The sequence below is a fragment of the Stenotrophomonas sp. SI-NJAU-1 genome, assembly GCF_020883215.1.
Taxonomy (GTDB): domain Bacteria; phylum Pseudomonadota; class Gammaproteobacteria; order Xanthomonadales; family Xanthomonadaceae; genus Stenotrophomonas; species Stenotrophomonas indicatrix.
In genome coordinates, this window is record NZ_CP086598.1 from 3094809 (window position 1) to 3110158 (window position 15350).

Annotated in this window: 15 protein-coding genes; 3 read left to right on the forward strand and 12 right to left on the reverse strand. The window is 66.5% G+C overall.

Annotation, left to right across the window (positions count from 1 at the left end):
* Nucleotides 1-20: 20 nt before the first annotated feature.
* The 5 genes from LMF57_RS14225 to LMF57_RS14245 all read right to left on the reverse strand — a co-directional run bounded on the left by LMF57_RS14225 (nucleotide 21) and on the right by LMF57_RS14245 (nucleotide 4943).
* Nucleotides 21-359, reverse strand: coding sequence for an MGMT family protein (locus tag LMF57_RS14225; protein ID WP_223486363.1), 339 nt, complete (start codon nucleotides 357-359; stop codon nucleotides 21-23).
* Entirely contained in the window at nucleotides 356-1276 is a 921-nt protein-coding gene (locus tag LMF57_RS14230; RefSeq protein ID WP_117311942.1) for a DMT family transporter, read from the reverse strand. Before LMF57_RS14230 ends, LMF57_RS14225 begins: the two co-directional genes overlap by 4 nt.
* Nucleotides 1277-1562: 286 nt before the next feature.
* Entirely contained in the window at nucleotides 1563-2921 is a 1359-nt protein-coding gene (gene gorA / locus LMF57_RS14235; RefSeq protein ID WP_229290075.1) for a glutathione-disulfide reductase, read from the reverse strand.
* A gap of 195 nt (nucleotides 2922-3116) precedes the next feature.
* Entirely contained in the window at nucleotides 3117-4361 is a 1245-nt protein-coding gene (locus LMF57_RS14240; RefSeq protein ID WP_117310955.1) for a DUF418 domain-containing protein, read from the reverse strand.
* Nucleotides 4362-4460: 99 nt separating this feature from the next.
* Entirely contained in the window at nucleotides 4461-4943 is a 483-nt protein-coding gene (locus tag LMF57_RS14245) for a peptidylprolyl isomerase (protein ID WP_049466263.1), read from the reverse strand.
* Between the two features lie 111 nt (nucleotides 4944-5054).
* On the opposite strand from LMF57_RS14245, the gene LMF57_RS14250 reads away from it, so the two are divergent.
* The 3 genes from LMF57_RS14250 (at nucleotide 5055) to LMF57_RS14260 (ending at nucleotide 8087) form a co-directional block, all read left to right on the forward strand.
* The gene (locus LMF57_RS14250; protein ID WP_049466242.1) at nucleotides 5055-5594 is read left to right on the forward strand and encodes a C40 family peptidase; all 540 of its coding nucleotides are present in this window, start codon (nucleotides 5055-5057) and stop codon (nucleotides 5592-5594) included.
* A 132-nt stretch (nucleotides 5595-5726) separates the two neighbouring features.
* Entirely contained in the window at nucleotides 5727-6503 is a 777-nt protein-coding gene (locus tag LMF57_RS14255) for a C40 family peptidase (protein WP_033831682.1), read from the forward strand.
* Nucleotides 6504-6734: 231 nt separating this feature from the next.
* Nucleotides 6735-8087 carry a sigma 54-interacting transcriptional regulator gene (locus LMF57_RS14260; protein WP_117310956.1) on the forward strand — a complete coding sequence of 451 codons (1353 nt, stop codon included), beginning with the start codon at nucleotides 6735-6737 and terminating at the stop codon, nucleotides 8085-8087.
* An 85-nt stretch (nucleotides 8088-8172) separates the two neighbouring features.
* On the opposite strand, the gene LMF57_RS14265 is transcribed toward LMF57_RS14260, so the two are convergent.
* The 7 genes from LMF57_RS14265 to LMF57_RS14295 form a co-directional block, all read right to left on the reverse strand.
* Nucleotides 8173-9462, reverse strand: coding sequence for a transporter (locus tag LMF57_RS14265; protein WP_229290076.1), 1290 nt, complete (start codon nucleotides 9460-9462; stop codon nucleotides 8173-8175).
* A gap of 45 nt (nucleotides 9463-9507) precedes the next feature.
* Entirely contained in the window at nucleotides 9508-10260 is a 753-nt protein-coding gene (locus LMF57_RS14270; protein ID WP_117310957.1) for a hypothetical protein, read from the reverse strand.
* A 13-nt stretch (nucleotides 10261-10273) separates the two neighbouring features.
* Nucleotides 10274-10978 carry a C39 family peptidase gene (locus LMF57_RS14275; protein ID WP_025876073.1) on the reverse strand — a complete coding sequence of 235 codons (705 nt, stop codon included), beginning with the start codon at nucleotides 10976-10978 and terminating at the stop codon, nucleotides 10274-10276.
* 140 nt (nucleotides 10979-11118) lie between these two features.
* On the reverse strand, nucleotides 11119-12501 hold the full coding sequence (locus tag LMF57_RS14280) for an adhesin (protein WP_229290077.1): 1383 nt from the start codon (nucleotides 12499-12501) through the stop codon (nucleotides 11119-11121).
* Nucleotides 12502-12545: 44 nt separating this feature from the next.
* Nucleotides 12546-13148, reverse strand: coding sequence for a hypothetical protein (locus LMF57_RS14285; protein WP_229290078.1), 603 nt, complete (start codon nucleotides 13146-13148; stop codon nucleotides 12546-12548).
* Nucleotides 13149-13156: 8 nt separating this feature from the next.
* Nucleotides 13157-13696: a hypothetical protein gene (locus LMF57_RS14290; protein WP_117310958.1), complete on the reverse strand. Its 540-nt coding sequence runs from the start codon at nucleotides 13694-13696 to the stop codon at nucleotides 13157-13159.
* A gap of 230 nt (nucleotides 13697-13926) precedes the next feature.
* Nucleotides 13927-15261 carry a dicarboxylate/amino acid:cation symporter gene (locus LMF57_RS14295; protein ID WP_117310959.1) on the reverse strand — a complete coding sequence of 445 codons (1335 nt, stop codon included), beginning with the start codon at nucleotides 15259-15261 and terminating at the stop codon, nucleotides 13927-13929.
* Nucleotides 15262-15350: the final 89 nt, after the last annotated feature.

Here is a 15350-nt window from a genome sequence, read left to right on the forward strand (position 1 = left end):
CGTTCAGTCGCAGGCAGCGATCAGCCCGGCCCCCATACGGCCGCATCCAGCGCCGCCGCCGGGTCGGTCGCGGGCATCCGCACCCGGCCGTTTTCGACGATGACACCCTCGGCACGCAGCCGCTGCGATTGTTCGCGCCAGCCGGCCGAACCTTCAGCCATGGCGATGCGCCCATCCGAGCGCAGCACCCGGTGCCAGGGCAGCGAGGGATCGTCATTCTGGCCGAGGATGCGTGCGGTCAGCCGGGCGCGTCCGGGCAGGCCGGCGCGCATCGCGACCTGGCCGTAGCCCATCACCTGCCCTGGCGGGATCGCATGGATCACCGCCAGGATGCGGGCACGCGCCTGCTCCGGCGTCAGCGGCGCAGCCGCGTCACCAGCAGCACGCCGATCAGGACCAGCACGGTGCCGGCGATCTGCGCCGGCCCCATCGGTTCGTCGAGCAGCCATAGGCTCATCACGATGGTGGAAACCGGGCCCAGCATACCCACCTGCGCAGCCAGCGACGAGCCGACGCGCTGCACCGCCAGCATGATCGCCAGCACCGGCAGCACGGTGCAGACCGTCGCATTGATCAGCGACAGCCACTGCACGGCAGCGGGGGCCTGCCACAGCAACGGCAGTGGATGGGTGATGGTGAAATGCAGCAGCACCAGTACGCTGGCCACGCAGCTGGCGTAGGCGGTCAGGCGCACCGCGCCGATACGGGCGACCACCTGGCCGCTACCGAACAGATAGAGCGCATAGCTGAGCGCACTGCCCAGCACCAGCAGGCTGCCGAGGATGATCTGCCCACCCTCGCGCTGCAGGTCATGGCCGAACGCGATCAGCACGCCGAGATAGCTGAGCACCAGCGCGCCGACCTGCCATCGACCCGGCCGCTGCCGCGCCAACAGCACGTTGATCAGCAGCACCAGGGTCGGGTTCAAGTACAGGATCAACCGTTCCAGCGTCACGCTGATGTACTGCAGGCCCTGGAAATCCAGCAGGCTGGACAGGTAGTAGCCGGTGAAGCCAAGCCACAGCACGCGTGCGCGGTCGGCCCACGACAGCGGCGTCGCGCGGCGCGAGGCCCACACCGCCATCAGCGCGAACAGCGGCAGCGCCATCAGCATGCGCAGCGCCAGCAGCGTGGTCGCGTCCACGCCATGGCGCAGCCCCAGCTTGACGATGACCGCCTTGCCCGAGGCGGCAATGGCGCCGATCGCAGCCAGGCCGATGCCGCCCAGAGCGATGCGCGGGGACGCGGTGGCGATACGGGGGGAAGAAGTGGACATCAGGAAGAAAACGGGCCGCATGGGCGGCTGGAAGCAGCCGGATTGCCTTCAATTGTCTCATGGCACTTCCGGACGAACGATCCGATGTCCGTTCATGCTCACTGCCACTCCTGATCCACGCATGGCGTGGATCTACGTGTCGACCAAGGTCGACACCCACCAGCAGCAACACATAACGCAGTTCCGGCAGATCGCAGGAACCTGTCGAAGGCGCGGTGGGTCCGGTTGCGGGGGTGTCTGCGGTTGAAGTTGCCGGCCAGCGGCCGGCACTACCGTGAGTGTCGGCTCAGCGCATCAACACCACTTCTTCAGCAGACGTCGGGTGAATCGCCACCGTGTCGTCGAACTGGGCCTTGGTCGCACCCATCTTCACCGCCACCGCGAAACCCTGCAGGATCTCGTCGGCCGCTTCGCCGAGCAGGTGCACACCCACCACGCGCTCCTCCGGGCCGGCGCAGACCATCTTGAACAGGCTGCGCTGGGTGCCGTTGGCCAGCGCCTGCAGCATCGGCCGGAACCGGCTGTGGTACACGGTCACCTGCTCGAATCGCGCACGTGCATCTTCCTCGCTCATGCCTACCGCGCCCAGCGGCGGGTGCGAGAACACCACGCTGGCCACGTTGTCGTAATCCATCTTCGCATCCGGGCGACCACCAAACAGACGATCCATCAGGCGTCGCGCTGCAGCCACGGCGACCGGCGTCAGGCCGACCTTGCCTGCGATGTCACCGACCGCATGCACGCTTGGCACCGCCGTGGTCTGCCACTCGTCCACCTCCACCTGCTGGTGTTCGCCGATGCCGATGCCCAGTGCTTCCAGGCCGAGATCCTTGCTGTTGCCGCGCCGGCCGGTAGCGAAGAACACGGCGTCGAACACGCTGTCGATCGGGCCGTCATGGTCGAACGCGCGCACGCGTTCGCCGTCGCGCTTCAACTCACGCAGACGGTAATCGAAGTGGATGCGCACGCCCTGCTGGCGCAGGTTCTCGGCCAGCTGCGCGGTCAGCTCGTAGTCGAAGCGCTCCAGCAGGCGGCTGCCACGTACCAGCAGGCTCACCTTGCTGCCCAGCGCCTGCAGCAGCCCGGCAAGTTCCACCGCGATGTAGCCACCACCGATGATGGCGACCTCGGCCGGTGCTGCACGCAGGTCGAAGAAATCGTCGGATACCAGGCCCAGTTCGGCGCCGGGAATGTCCGGCCGCTGCGGATGGGCGCCGGTGGCGATGAGGATCTGCGCAGCGCTGTAACGCACGCCATCACTGCACGCCACGGTGTGCGCATCCAGCAGATGGCCGCGGGCCGGGATGCGCACCACGCCGGTTTCATCCAGGCGCTTGTGATAGCTGGTGTGGATGTTGCTGATGTAGGCCTGGCGATGGATCACCAGTTCCTTCCATGACAGCGCCGGACGCGGCGCCACGTCGAAGCCCATCGCGCTGGCCAGGCCGATGCGCTCGGCCAGATCGGCGGCCAGCCACATCGCCTTCTTCGGCACGCACCCGACATTCACGCAGGTCCCCCCCAGTTCACCCGGCTCCAGCAGGGCAACCCGCTTGCCATGCTGCGCAGCGCGGATGGCACCGGCCAGGCCAGCGGAACCGCCGCCAAGGACGATCAGATCGTAATCATAAGAGGGAGTATTCATCGCAATCGCTCGAGTCGACAGGGAAGATGGCGGGCGAGCGCCCGCAACGAAGATCGGCAGGCAGCGGGTTGGCGCCGTCACTCATGCTGCTGCGAGCATGCCACGGCCCGCTGCAGGCCAGACGTGAGGGCAGGCCGCGACACGCTTGCTGATGCATGCAGCCGCGCAGGTCGAAACGCGCGTGGCCGGCATCGATCACGCCTGCCCGGCCCCACGGCGCAGTGCTGGCCACTGCCGGTACGTCATCGCACGCCACAGCCATTCCATCGGACCAAAGCGGAAACAGCGCAGCCACAGATGGCTGAAGATCACCTGCGCTGCAAACAGCAGCAGTGCCAACAGCAGCTGCCAGGCCCGCGGCAGCACGTCGAACCATCCCAGCCCGTAGTGATGGAACAGCAGCGTGCAGACCACCGATTGGGCAAGGTAGTGGGTCAACGCCATCCGGCCGACCGGCGCCAGCCAGCCCATGCGCGCGCGCCAATGCACGATCCAGGCGAGGTAGCCCAGGCACATCGGCACACCGCCCACGGCCACCAGTGCCATTGCCGTGGTGGTCGGCAGGTCATAGACACCCGGCACCAGGTAGGGCTTCCACGCCACACCCACCAGGGTGACCAGCAGGCCCAGGGGCAGTGCAACCCAGCGCAGGCCGGCATACAGCCGCGGAAAACGCTCCGGCGTGGTCAGTGCGCCGCTGCCAGCAAACCAGGCGCCCAGCAGGAACATGCCCAGCACTTCCGGTCCGGCAATGAACATGGCCCCCAGCGACCTGCCGAACTCATGCAGGCGCTGCACATTGGCCTGCATCCAGTCGCCCTGGCCATACACCAGGCGTTGCAGGTCGATGTCCTGCTGTGCGTCGACCAGCATCTTCTGCAGGTCCTGCGGGGGGGCCATCGACACCATCGCACCGACCAGCACCATCAGCGCAACACCCAGTGCATACACCAGCAGGCCCATCCACGGCAGCCAGCTGCGCGGTGCTTCGCGGCAGGCCAGCAACGGCAGCGAGGCCAGCGCATACAGCACCAGGATGTCACCCGACCAGACCAGCAGTGCATGACACAGGCCGATCAGCAGCAGCCCGGCGCTGCGGCGCAGGTAGAACGGAGTGAACGGGCGGCCCGCTGCCTCGGCGCGCTGGGCCATCACCGCAAAGCCCGCTCCGAACAGCAGCGAGAACAGGGTGAAGAATTTTCCCTGCACGAACACATAGACGAACGCATCAGCCCAGTAGTCGATGCCCTGCCAACGCACGTCGATGCCCGTAAAGGCCAGGTCCAGCGGCCCGCTGAGGGCCTCGATGTTCATCAGCAGGATGCCCAGCAGGGCGAAGCCACGCAGTATGTCCAGCACGGCGATGCGTTCGCCGGAAGCCACCGGTTGCAGGGAAGGGGAAGCGGTGTTCACGGGGTATCCGGCGTGCAGGTCCGTCATTATGCCGCCGGCCTGCGGGCCATGGATGGCCCCGCCCTGTTCCAGATACGCAACGGCCCGCCGAAGCGGGCCATTGCTGCCATCACGATCGCGATGCGATCAGTGCTGGTGACCACCGTCGCCGTGGACGTGGCCGTGTTCGATCTCTTCCTTGCCGGCTTCGCGCACTTCAACGATCTCGACGTTGAAATGCAGGTCCTTGCCGGCCATCGGGTGGTTCAGGTCGACATCGACCACGCTCATGCCGACCTTCTGCACGGTCACGGCACGCGGACCGAAGTTGGTCTGCAGCACGACCTGCTGGCCCGGGACCAGCTTGGCGGTACCGAAGTGCTTCTTCGGCACGCGCTGGGACAGGCCGTCACGGCGCTCGCCGTAGGCGTCGGCCGCCTTGACGTCGACCTCGAAGGTCGCGCCGGCTTCCTTGTCCATCATGGCGTTTTCCAGGCCCGGGATGATGTTGCCGTGGCCGATCAGGATCGCCAGCGGCTCGCCGCGGTCCTTGGACGATTCGATCGGCTCCTGGCCGGCCTCGGAGACGGTGTAGTGGAAGCGGACAACGCGGTCTTTTTCGATCTTCATGCGCAACTCTGTCTGGATCTGCCGGAGGCAGACGGGTTGGGGCGGGTTGTCGCCCAGCGGGGACGCCGCCATCATGACGGCCAATCCAAGGTCGGGCATTATCCGGAGAACATGCACATCACGCCAGTTTCGTCCGGCACGCGCCGGCGCCTCGCGCCCGCCCTGCTGCTGGCCCTGCCCCTGCTGCTGACCGCCTGCGGCGGTGGCAAGGCCGTCCGTTCCGCACCGCCGCCGCCTGCGGCAAGCTGGCCCAGCACCACGCCGGACAACCCCGAGGCCGCCAATTCAGTACTGATGCGCGCCATCAGCCTGGTCGGCACGCCCTACCGCTACGGCGGCAACACGCCAGAATCCGGCTTCGACTGCAGCGGCCTGGTCGCTTACGTCTACCGTGAAATGCTGGACCTGAAGCTGCCGCGGACCTCACGCGACCTGGCGGCGGTACAGGGGCCGAAGATCGACCCGAAGCGCCTGGCAACCGGCGATCTGGTCTTTTTTGGCAGCCGCGGCAGTGTCAGCCACGTCGGTATCTACGTGGGCGAAGGTCGATTCGTGCACGCCCCGAGCACCGGCGGAACGGTGCGCCTGGATTCGCTCAGTGGCCCCTATTGGAAGGACCACTACACAGGGGCGAAACGCGTCCTTCGCTAAAATGAACAGGCGATATGTTCAAAACTGTGACAAGCATCACGGCGCAACTAACGATTTATTAACGGAATTTTTAACTTATTACTGCTTTTACAGGGCATGATGCCCCATCGTTTTTTTCCTTGTGACCGACGCGTGACGACAAACGACCCGACGTGCCAAGGCCAGACCGCCGCTTCTTCGCGTAGTGTCCGCCCGCTTCTGCTGGGCCTGGCATTGTGTCTGACCAGCCTTCCCGCCTGGTCGCAGTCCGCTCCCACCCGTACCGATGCGACCCCGGCTGCTACCGCCGAGACCGCCCCCCGCGCAGCCGCCAAGGCCGACGCCACCGCTCCGCAGCGCAGCCGCGCCGATGCCGCCGCCAGCGCCACCCTGGCCGCCCTGCTGCCGCACCTGGCCGCCAATGACACCATTCCCCTGATGGACCGCTCGGCCATGGTGGCCGGTGACCTCAGCCGCCTCCTCGCCAATTACGACACCAGCAGCGCCGCCAATGGCAGCGTCGTGGTCGGCAACGCTGCCGACAACGGCAAGGTGCAGTCGCTGCTGCGCCGGGCCATGACCCTGCTCGGCACCCCGTACCGTTGGGGTGGCAGCAATCCGGACAGCGGCTTCGACTGCAGTGGCCTGGTCGGTTACGTGTTCCGCTCGGCCCTGGGCATCGAGCTGCCGCGCGTCTCGCGCGAAATGGCGCATGACGCCAATGCCGAACTGATCAACGACCGCGCCGCCCTGGCCGCAGGCGATCTGGTGTTCTTCGGCCGCAAGGGCCGGGTCGACCACGTCGGCATCTACGTGGGCGATGGCCGCTTCCTGCACGCCCCGAGCACCGGCAAGGACGTCCGCGTCGACACCCTGCTCACCGGCTACTGGGGCAACAAGTTCATGCAGGCCCGCCGGGTCGACCTCTGATCCGGGGTCATCTGCGCATTGCCTGAAAAGCCGCTGCCCTGCAGCGGCTTTTTCATTGGGCGGCTGGCCGTAACCGGGGCCGCTGGCCGCTGGCCGCCGCTGGCTGCGTTGGTCCTTGATGTCGAGGTTGCAGTGACCGCGACAGGCCGACCGCGTTCGGCCACAGCATACCGGCGCGGGGCGGCGCGCCGGGTGCCCGGCTGGACCGCCCGTGTTGCCTGGGGGAAAGGAATGGCGGCAAGCCTGGAGATTCCATCACGTTGCGCAATCTGGTTCGGCCAACCGCAGGCCGCCGAGCGGGGGGCGCTGGCGGCGGCCGGTTGGCAACTGCGCTGCGTCAGCCCTGCCCCTGCCATGGCCATCGGCCTGCGCGGCCGCGACCACCTGGTGGCCATCGTCGATCTGCGTCACCTTGATGCCGACGCCGTGCAGTTGCTGCTGCCGTGGATCGAGCGGCACCATCACCTGCCCTGGCTCGCCGTGCTGCCCCCTGGACTGGGCAGCGCTCCACCTGCGTGGGGGCCGCTGCTGCGCGCCTGCCGCGACCAGTTCGCGCTGCCGCTGGAACTGCACGATCTGCTGTCGGCAATGCAGCGGCAATCCGAGGGCGACGACGCGCTGCCGCACATGGTCAGCGAGTCCGGCAACCTGCCGGCGCTGATCGGCGACAGCACCGCCCTGCTGTCGGTGCGCGCCTCCCTGCATAAATTCGCTCCGGTCGACCTGCCGGTGCTGGTCACCGGCGAGACCGGCACCGGCAAGGAGCTGGCCGCACAGGCGCTGCATGCCTTGTCCGGGCGCGCCGGCAAACCGTTCCTGGCGATCAACTGCGGCGCGATCCCTGCCAATCTGGTTCAGTCTGAACTGTTCGGCCACGAGCGTGGGGCCTTCACCGGTGCCGCCCAACGCCGCATCGGACTGTTTGAAAGTGCCCACGGCGGCACCGTGTTCCTCGATGAAGTCGGCGACCTGCCCGCCGACGCACAGACCAGCCTGCTGCGGGTGCTGCAGGAGGGGACGCTGGAACGGGTCGGCAGCAACCAGCCGCTGCGCGTGGACGTGCGCGTGCTGGCAGCCACCCATGTGGAACTGGAACAGGCGGTGGCCCAGGGACACTTCCGCCGGGACCTGTACTACCGCCTCAATGTCCTGCGCTTGCCGATGCCCGCGCTGCGCGAACGCGGCAGCGATGTCCTGCTGTTGGCCGAGCACTTCCTGCGCGGTTTCCGCCAGCGCCATCCCGGCCGTGCCCGCGGGTTTGATCCCGGCGCACGCCAGGCCATGCGCGGGTTCGACTGGCCCGGAAACGTACGTGAGTTGTTGAACCGCGTGCAGCGGGCAGCGATCGTGGCCGAAGGCGAGCTGATCAGCGCTGCTGACCTGGACCTGGCAGAGCCGGACGCCCCTGCGCGGCGCGCGCTGCTGCAGGATGCGCGTGGCCAGGTGGAGCGCGATGTACTGCTGCAGGCCCTGCGCCAGCATGGCTACAACGTGTCGGCGTGTGCGCGGCACATGCAGATCTCGCGGGTCACGGTATACCGGTTGTGCCGCAAGCATCATCTGGAGCTGCCGGCGCAGCGCTGACAAGGCAGGAACCTGCACTGCCGGGCATGGCCCGACGCCGGCAAAGCGCGGCTGCGCAGCGCCGCGCCATGCCGGGCAGCCGCACTTACAACATGTACGGCACCTTGAATGCCAGGGTGAAGTCCGGCGCATCCGGGGTCAGGCCGATGCCCAGCAGCGTCACCAGCGTGGTGTGCTGGTTCAACGCGTAGGTCACGCCGAGATTGAGCGAGGCCGCATTGGCATCGCTGCCGATCACCTTCACCCATTCACCGCCCTTGAACCGGGTCGAGGCGCGCGTGCTGATCTTGTCGCTGAAGGAAATGCTCAGGCTGGTGCGCTCGTTGAACGCGAATGCCACGCCGGCACCGAAGTACACCGAACCGCCCAGTTTCACATCGCCGGGGTTGACCGTATCCGGGTTGCTGTCGATATCGCTGAAGCCGCGCGGGAACGAATGGATGTAGCCGGCGTTGGCGAACAGGATGGCCGGATCGGCGGTCTTCACCATCGATACGCCCAGGTTGGCCTGCCACACGCCGTTGCCGGTCGGCTGTTCCTGCGGCACTGCGAAGCGGATGTAGTCATCGTCATCGCGCTCGATTACTTTCCAGTCCAGGCCATAGGGTGCGCGGCCCGTTGGTGCGGTAACGCCACCGGTCAGCACCGTCTCCGGGCGCCAGCCGCGTTCAGAGAACAGCCGGTAATTGGCACTCAGGCTGACATCGCCGATGCCGCTGCCGTTGGTTTCTTCCTGCGCGATCGCCGCCGCAGCACCGCCGGCACCGCCTTTCTGGTAGACCGTGCGCCGTGCCAGGTACGGCACGTCCATGTTCAAGGTGAGGTTGGGGCTGACGCCCCAGCGCGCGGCCAGGTTGTAGGTCAACGAATCGGATTCGACGTTCTCGATCGCGATGTTGCCAAGGAAGATCGCATCCAGGGCGAGGAACCCGTTGAGCGTGAGCTGCTTGCGGTCGTAGCGTGCATAGGTGAGGCCGTTTTCGATGGTGAACCGGCGCGAGAACAATGCCGCCTGCTGCTGCTTGACGTCATCCACGCTGCGCCGGGCCTCCTGCTTGGCCTGCTGTGCCTCGGCCGCGCTGCTGGCATAGCCTTCGCTGCTGGGCGGTACCGCGGATGCCGCAGCCGGCGCCAACGGCGCAGCGGGCATCGCACCGGGGCCTGCGCGACCACTCAGCCGCGCCTGCATCGCCTGCACCTGCATGTCCAGTTCGCGCAGGCGTCGTACCTCCTGTGCGTAATTGGCCTTGAGCTGTTCCAGTTGCGCGATCAATGCCTGCATGTCTGCGCCATCACTGGGTGCAGGCTGCTGGGCGAAGGCAGTGGCCGCCAGCGCCGCCAGCGCCAGCGGAGTAAGCCGGTAGAGAGTGTGCATGTCGGTGACCTGCGTTGTACGTCGGTTCCCCCCGACCAGGCCGTGTTACTGGCCTGGGCCCATGCCGCGGTTCATCCCGATCGCCTGGGCCACGTTCTGGCTCAAGGGCAGGTTGTTGGCCGCGGTATTGCGTACCAGCTCCAGCTGCAGCCGGTTGCTGGCGGTCTGTCCATCGCCGGCCAGGGCAATGCCCTGCCCCACGCTGCCATTGCGGATCCACTGCTGTACCAGGCTCTGCCCATCAACCTGCAGCAGCAGGCGCGCCTGGTTGCCATCAAGCATGGCGGTGGCAGTCGCCCCGCCCTGCTGTGCCTGCGCCATGCGGCTGCCGTCGTCGCCCAGTGCGGTCGGCACCGCACCGTCACGCACGGTCAGGGTGGTCACGTTGCGTGCGGTGTTGCCATCGCCGGCCACCTGCACGCTCTGCACCAGTCCGCTGGCATTGGCCAGGCCGGTACTGTCGATGCTGCGCCCTGCCGTTGCCGGCAACGGTGCGTCAGCGGCGGTGACCTGCACGCTTGGCTGGAAGCTCAGCCTGGGTGTGCCGCCATTGCGGAAATCCATGCCCAGGGTCAGCGCGCCCTGCACCACCGCACCGTTGGGTCCCTGCCACTGCGAAATCATCGTCACCCCGAACCAGGCCACGTTGTTGCCGCCGACGGTGTAGCGGCCGCGCATCAGGTTCAGTTCGGGATCGGGTATTTCCTTCAGGCCTCGCCCCGGTGCACCGTCGGCCGCCATCAACGGCGACACCGGCAACATCAGCAGCAGAGCGAGTACTACACGTTGGCATTGCATGATCGTGCCTCCTTCAGAACAGGTCGGCGTGGCTGAAGCCGAAGTCGACCAGTTCGGCATCGGTGATCGGTCCCTGCCGCGCATACAACGCGCGGGCACTGGGCCGTTCGCTGGGTTGCAGCAGCACCGTATTGCGATCGAAGTCGCTGCCGATCACGACGAAAACGGCGCGTGACGGCCAGGCGGCACTGAACTCGGCCAGTGACAGGCTGCGGTTGCCCAGAATCGGATCGGCCACTTCCACCACGCCGTCGCGCACCTGCTTGAGCACGACGAAATGCCGGAAGCCGCGTACATCCATCAGCACCAGTCCAGGAACCCGCAACGTGCGCAGGCGCGATTCGTCGATGCGATAACCGCGTCCACGCATGCCCAGCGATTCGACATAGCGTTTGATGTCCAGCAGTGAAAAACCACGTTCCTTGACCAGCTGTGGATCCGATACTCCCATCATTCCCTCGATCACCGTCGCCTCGGTGGTGTCCAGGTGGTAGGCATAACGCAGGATGGTGGCCAGAGCGGCCGCCCCGCAGCTGTAGTCGGTGTGCTGCCGCACCAGGTTGCGATAACGCCGCTCCTGCATGCTTTCCACCTTCTGCTGCAGCAGCGCGCCATTGGGCAGCACCCCGCTGAACACCACCTCGCCTGCCCAGCCACATGCGCTGGTCAGCAGCAGCAGGCAGGGCAGCAGACGCAACCACCAGCGATGACCGGCCATGCCGTTCTCCACGAGAAGGAAGGAGCCCCTGCCCCAAGGGGGAGGAGGGACAGGGGCCCCCGGGGGAACCCGGCCATTGGCGGATGGCCGGGCTTGTTGCGCTCAACGCAGGTTCGCTGCGAAAGCGGTCACACCGTGGATCACTCGCCGCCGCCGGTCCCACCGCCGGTGCTCGGCTGCGCCACGGCCAGTGCCAGGCTGTTGGCCTGCAGGTTGCCGGTACCCGAGGCCACGTTCACGCCGATGTTGCCGGACGCGCCGGAGAAGGCGCTGCCGGACAGTGCCGAGGTGTTGGTCGCATTGACGTTCACCCAGCGGGTGGTGCTGACCGTGCCGCTGAGGCTGGCATACAGGTCGGCCACGCCCAGCTCGACGAACTGGCTGGTGCCGCTTTCACGCGTATCGAAGCCCAGGCCACCCACTCCCGGCCGGTTCGGGTTCATCGTTGCATTCTGGATCTCGTTGTCCAGATCGATGTGCCCGGTCGCATTGCCACCCGGATGCGGCAGATCGCCACTCCACGAATCGAGGTAGTAGTTGGCCATCTGGTAGGCATTGCCGGTGCCGCGATAGGTACCGGCACCCACGGCCAGGGTACCGCCTGCGACGCGACCGCTCAGGCCGACCTGCACCGTGTCGGTGTAGGACTGCACGAAGCCGGCGTTGGACACGGTGTTGCCGGTGGACACCTGGTTGGAACTGATGCTCGACTGTGCCATCGCACTGGTTGCCACCGAGGCTGCGAGCGCGTTCTTCTGCTCGTTGTTGTTGCCCGAGGCGATGTTCACGCCGATGTTGCCCGAGGCACCGCCGAAGGCATTGCCACCGAGGCCAGCGGCGTTGGTGACGCCGGAGTTCATGGTGGTGTTGCCGAAGCCGGCCTGGTTGACGAACACCTCGGCGTCGGCCATGCCGAAGCTGAAGGAAGCATCCGCAGCGGACAGCGACGCAGCATTGTCCTGCGCGTTGTTGTCGCCGGCCACCACGTTGAAGCCGAGGTTGCCGGAGGCACCCGCACCGACATCATCGGCGATCGATGCACTGTTGGTGACCAGGCTGTTGCCGGTGAGGTTGTTGCTGATCGACTGGCGGTTGTCGATCACGGCGATGGCTGCCGAATTCAGGTCGATGTCACCGGTGATGGTCGGATCGCCGGAGAAGTTGATGTCCGAGCTCAGCCGCAGATCCTTCTCCAGGTTCACGTCGACGCCGTGATTGTTCTTTTCCTTGCGCTCGTCGGCCTGGATGTTGCTGTTCTTCTGCACCTGCTCGTTGACGTTCACCGTGCGGGTGCGGCTCACGTTCGAGGTGTCGGTGTTGTTGCGTACCGTGGTGTTGGTGCGCGTCCAGTTGCGGACTTCGTTGTCGGTATGGTTGTGCGTGTCGTTGCGGGTTTCGGTCACGACATGGTTGTGGTTGATGTTCGCATTGGCATTCTGGTTGTCCCAGCCATTGGCCGCAGCAGCGGTCGAGGCAGTGGCAATTGCCATGGCGAGTACGGTCTTTTTGACAGTCGCTTTCATGGTGCCCTCTCTCTCATCAGGTGATTGGTTCGGGTGGGTGGTACTCACGGGTTGCCCTGCACGACCAGGCCCAGAACATTGGCCGTATCGTTTCGCGCTCCCGCGATCTGATTGAGTTGCAGGACACCGTCGAAGCCCCGCAGTGCCGTCGACGAAACGCCGACACTGCGGATACCCGCCGCAACACCGTCACCGGTATCGCCCTGCCCCCCTGCTGACGCGATGTCCGAGGCGGCCAACGCCGTGTCATCGGACTCGCGTATTCCTTGCCGGGCCAGCGTCGCGCTGACGACGTTGAGCGTCGTGTTGGCGATGCCGCTGGCCTGGTTGATCGATGCAATGCCGCTGGCGCCTGCCAATGCCTGTCCGGCGATGTGCGCGCTGGCTTCCAGTGGTGCCGAAAGCACGACGTCGTTGCTGTGCTGCTGGCGCGCAGCGATGGCCACGTCGGCGCGGTCGCCGCTGGCCATGCCATGCAGATTGGCCTGGATGTTGAGATCGCCCGCCGCCTGGTTGATGGCGATGGCACCACTGGCACCGGCCAGCGCGCGACCGTCGATGCGGGTCACGTCGAGGTAGGCCAGCATCCCGCTGTAGTCGTCGGCCAGTGCTGTGGCGGGCAATGCCAGCCAGACCGCCAGCAGCATTGCGCGCTTCACTTGCCACCCGCCTGCACCGGAGCGCCCAGCGGGAACTGCGACAGTGCGCCACGCACGGTATCGCCGATGCCGCGCGTGGTATTGCCGACCGCCCCCAGCGGGCCGCTCATCGCACCGCTGAGGCTGCTGCCGCTCATCATCCCCTCGCCCGAGCGTCCAAGGGTTCCGCCCAGGGCCTGCTGCGTCACCCGCTCGACAGTGGTGACGCCGTGCGCGTGCACGCTGCCGGTCTGGCCAGCGCCGAGGCCGGCGTAGTCGTCATCGCTGAGTTCATCCATGCCGCTGGCAGCGCCGCTGCTGCCGAGTGCGGCGGCGATCTCATGCTGCGGTTTCGGATCGGCGATCAACGCCACGCCGGGCGGCGCCATGCGGTAGGCCGGGCGCGTAGACACGTCGCGCAGCAGGACGATCTCACCCGGCTGCGCCTTCACCCCTTGACGGGCACCAGAGGCCGCAGCCGCCAGCGGAACGGCCAGCACCAGCAGCAGCGCAAGCCGCCGGCCAGAAACAGTGAAAAGGGTGGTGCTGCCGTCCATGCCGCTCTCCCGTTGCCTATGCGCAGGGAGAGAGCAGCTTTCGTGCCAACGTCGAAAGGCCCGTCGCAGCAGGAAATGGCGGGCCGCGCCAGGACTGCCTGGCGCCAAGGTGTTACAACTTCGTTCGGATTCCGTTCGCCTTAACGCGCAGGAAACACCACTGCGCAAGCCGCCATCGGGGCTGTATCAGCCGTGTTACAGGTGCTGATACAGCCCGTTGCAGTGCCGCTTCAGGCGCGCGGCGGACTCGGGTCGGGATCATCGATGCCGACATTGGTGGACGGGTTGTCGTACACCGACTGGTCGAGCAGGCCGGTTTCCTTGGCCACCAGCACCGGCACCAGCATCTGTCCGGTCACGTTGGTCATCGTGCGCATCATGTCCAGGATGCGGTCGATCGCATACAGGTAACCGATGGTTTCCAGCGGCAGGTTGGCCGCACTCAGCACCACCGTTGCCATGATCACCGCCGTGCCCGGCACGCCGGCGGTGCCGAAGCTGCCCAGCACCGAAGCGATCAGCACCACCACGTACTGCTCCGGCGTCAGCGGCACACCGCTGTACTGGGCGATGAACACCGCGCACAGCGCCGGATAGATCGCACCGCAGCCGTCCATCTTGATGCTCGCGCCCAGCGGCACCGCGAACGAACCGTAGTCCTTGTTCACGCCCAGGTTGTGGGTGATCGAGCGCAGCGCGACCGGCATCGCCGCGAAGCTGGAGGAACTGACGAAGGCCACCTGCATGCCCGGCGCCGCGCCACGGAAGAACTTCAGCGGGTTCAGGCCATGCGCCAGCAGCAGCGCGCTGTACACCACCACGATGTGCAGCGCGCAGGCCACGTACAGCGCCAGCACGAAGTGGCCCAGCGGCAGCAGCTTCTCGAAGCCGTAGCTGCCGACCAAGCCGGCAATCAGGCCGAAGGTGCCGATCGGGGTGACTTCCAGCACGAAGCGGGTCACCTGGATCATGATGTCGCTCATCTGCCCGACCAGCTTGCGCGCCTCGGTCACCTTCTCGCCCAGCTTGACGATGGCAAAGCCGACCAGGCCAGCGAAGAAGATCACCGGCAGGATCGAACCACGCCCCGCGGCCAGCACGGTCTCGCCGGCGGCGTTGACCTTGGTGCCGATACCCGACAGCGCATAGAACACGTTGGACGGCACCACATCCAGCAGCACCTGCACCACGCTGGGCACTTCGCGCGGCACATAGTTGCTGGCCATCGACAGCTGCAGGCCACCAGCGCCAGGCTGCAGCACGGTACCCACGCCCAGGCCCACGCATACCGCCAGCGCGGCAGTGATCACGAACCACAGGAACGTGCGCCCGCTGAGCGCGGCGACCGATTTCTGGCCGTGCAGCGAAGAGATCGCGTTGATGACCGCGAAGAACACCAGTGGCACCGCGATCATCTTGATCAGCGTGACGTACAGTTCGCCGAGCGGGCCGAACCAGGTTTCAGCAGCTGGGCCAAGCGCCCAGCCGGCCAGCGCACCGAGCACGAAGCCACCGACCACGCGCTGCCAGAATGGAATCCGCAGCCAGGCAGAGACCAGCTTCATAGGCAATCCAAGGGGGTAGGAAGGGATGCTGGCACGATAGCCCAAGGCGGCCCGCAGAACGACCGCCCGCGTGGCAAATCAGTGTGTCA